Origin of the sequence: Microcoleus sp. BM001215392 (assembly GCF_036700185.1) — a bacterium.
GTDB lineage: Bacteria > Cyanobacteriota > Cyanobacteriia > Cyanobacteriales > Microcoleaceae > Microcoleus.
Window position 1 is genome coordinate 1 of the sequence record NZ_JAUBOJ010000606.1, and the last position, 2705, is coordinate 2705.

The 2705-nt window shown below is 45.7% G+C and carries 2 protein-coding genes; both read right to left on the reverse strand.

The genetic code is table 11. The annotated features are described in order from the left end of the window. Positions 1 to 813, reverse strand: an 813-nt coding sequence (locus QT974_RS33260) for a glycosyltransferase family 2 protein (RefSeq protein ID WP_333472628.1), incomplete at its 3' end; no start/stop codon positions are given. 98 nt (positions 814 to 911) lie between these two features. Further along, positions 912 to 1883, reverse strand: a complete 972-nt coding sequence (locus QT974_RS33265) for a glycosyltransferase family 2 protein (protein WP_333472629.1) — start codon at positions 1881 to 1883, stop codon at positions 912 to 914. Positions 1884 to 2705 lie beyond the last annotated feature (822 nt).

Consider the following 2705-nt stretch of genomic DNA (forward strand, 5'->3'; position numbering starts at 1 on the left):
CCTTGCATAAATATAGCCAGCTTTTCCATCTAAAAAGCCGAGCTGAATGAAGTAAAATAAAATAAATCGCAGCAGTGGTTTAAAAGGCAACCGCACCCAAACTTTTTTGAGAAATCGCTTCCGCTGCACGGCATCTCCAAATAGGTGAGCGCCAATAGTGCCGCTGTCGCCGCGACCGGTAAGAATATTGTAATAAACGCGAGCTTCCCAATTAGAATAACGGTTGTGACGCTCTATCCAGTGAAATAAATTGCGATAATCCTCGTGGATCATATCATGTTTTAAGTAGCCGACTTGACCTGCTAAAATTACGTGTTCGTGAACTTCGTTGTCACCTGTATTGGGGACGGATTCAGTGCCGAGATTTTCGTAACGGCCTTTTTGATGCTTGAACAAACGCAAATTCCAGTCCGGATAGCGGCCGCCATAACGCAGCCACTGTCCTAAAAAGAAGACTTTGCGGTTGAGATAGTAGCCGTCAAAACTTGGGTTTTCGATCGCGCGGGCGATTTCGTCCCAAAGTTCCGGGGGGATGCGTTCGTCGCAATCAACAATTAATACCCATTCGTTGCGAAAGGGCAGGTTGTCCAAAGACCAATTTTTCTTTTTCGGCCAGCGGTTGTTGAAGTAGAATTGAACTACTTTGGCGCCGCCGCTGATGGCAATTTCAACGGTGCGATCGCTGCTTTGGGAATCAACCATAAAAACTTCATCCGCTCTGGCAACGCTGGCCAGACACGCAGGTAGATTAAGTTCTTCGTCTTTTGCCGGAATGAGAACTGAAACCGGAATCTTTGATGAACTAGATGTCATAATCGAGTGCTTGAACCTGAATGCGGTCGATTTGTGGTGGATGAAGTGCGATCGGCACCGCCGCGCCGAGTTGGGCGGCGAGGGATATTGCCTATAGCCTAATGCCTGCTGGTCGATTTCGGTGCAAAAATCAGCCCGGGGATTGCGGCACTCAAATAACCGATTTGACCCCAGGCAAAAACGAAATTTTCAAAGCGCAGCCCTGGATCTTTAATGTATTTAAAAGACTTCCAGACACCCCTGAAGATTCTTTCACCCCCCCGCCCAAGCTGAGCAATACCGGCTCGATCGGACAATTGTTCCCGATAACACTCGCTGATGCCTTGCCACCACCCGCGCTCAAAAAACCAAGCTTTGTTGAGCCGTTCTGTGGAGACATGGTGCAGCACCAGGGCATCAGGGAGATAAACTACTTGCCAACCTAGCTCTAGTGCTAATTCTGTGGCGCGCAATTCTTCATTTGAGAGCAGCTTTTTACCAACTCTACCGAGTTTGACATCGAAACCGCCAATTTGTTCGAGAAAAGCGCGCCGGATCGAGTAGTTTACACCCCTAGGAGTCAAACCCGCAGCAGTGACGTACAGGCAAGCATCGCCCAAATCGTAAGATCCCAAGTTTTGGGCCAATCCGGGCGACAGCCAGTCGGGCCCAGAGACTCCACTAGGCCAGATCAGGTTAACTTTGCCACCGGCTACGGCTAGTTTTTGATTGCTTTGATAAGCTGCGTGCAGCACCCTGAGCCAATGGCGATCGGCAACTGCGTCGTCGTCGAGATAAGCTAATATTTCGCTGCGCGCTTCGATCGCACCGGTGTTCCGTGCTACTGACAGACCGATTTCCGGTTCCCATACGTACCTGAGGCGCGGATCGCCCAGTCTTGCTTCTACCACCTCGCGGGTGCGCGAAATAGAACTCTCGGGACTGGCATAATCGCTAGAAGCGTTATCCACTACTACTACTTCAAAGTTTTCGGGAAAATCCTGTACCAGCAAGCTGTCGATCGCCCCACCTAAATAGGCCGCCCGATTGTGGGTACAAATAATCGCTGATATCTGAGGAGGATGTTGCATAAATAACAGCTTGGGAAATACAGGGGGTTGTCGATCGACTTACTCTCATAAGAGCGCAACATTTAAATTAGCTAACTCCCTCTGAGTTGTCTAACTCTAGCTTACCGTCATCACAGATAAAGGTATGGAGGAAACGAGCCAAAATTTAGTTTTTTTTACCGGGAAGCGACCCCCAGGAATTCAGTCCCCGCCTTCTTGGTACTTGACTGTTTCACAAAATGTCTATTATAATGCGATCGATTACAAAAATTTTCAATTGTTTTTGCTATCCAACTTCCCATCATTAAAATTTGCTCTCCGGCACAATTGGATGTAGCACTTTTGTGTATTAATTGCTTATTTTTTTGATAAAAAAAGCTCGATATCAATATAAAAATAAAGTTGAATACAATGAAAAGTATCGAATGCTTGACCGCTGTAAATCAATACGCAAAATTTAAATTTTTGAATTAAATATTATAATAAAGATTTAAGATTCCGGATATCCCAAAACCATTAAGTATTTGCTAAGTCAGTCACCAGTTCAAATTTTAATTTGAAAATATTAGTTTTGTGACTTTGCTGCGGGTTCGCCCAAGATTCAAATTTAGTCAGTCATTGCCATCTCAAACTGTTTGGGTAAAATGGTAAGCTATTTGGGAGTTAAATTGCAGAGATGGAAGGCAGGCGGGAGCAAATCTATCTAAAACTTTTCTTGATTGTTGAGGCACAATTTAAATGTAGAACAGCTTATAGCATTTCGATCGATACCTCAATTTCTCAATCCCCCGGGTGCATCTGGCGCAAGGCAAATATGTTTGTAGGGGCGAAGCATGACCGCAT

Coding starts and splice junctions, on each gene's coding strand:
- QT974_RS33265 (WP_333472629.1), bottom strand. CDS start 1,883: ATGCAACATCCTCCTCAGATATCAGCGATTATTTGTACCCACAATCGG.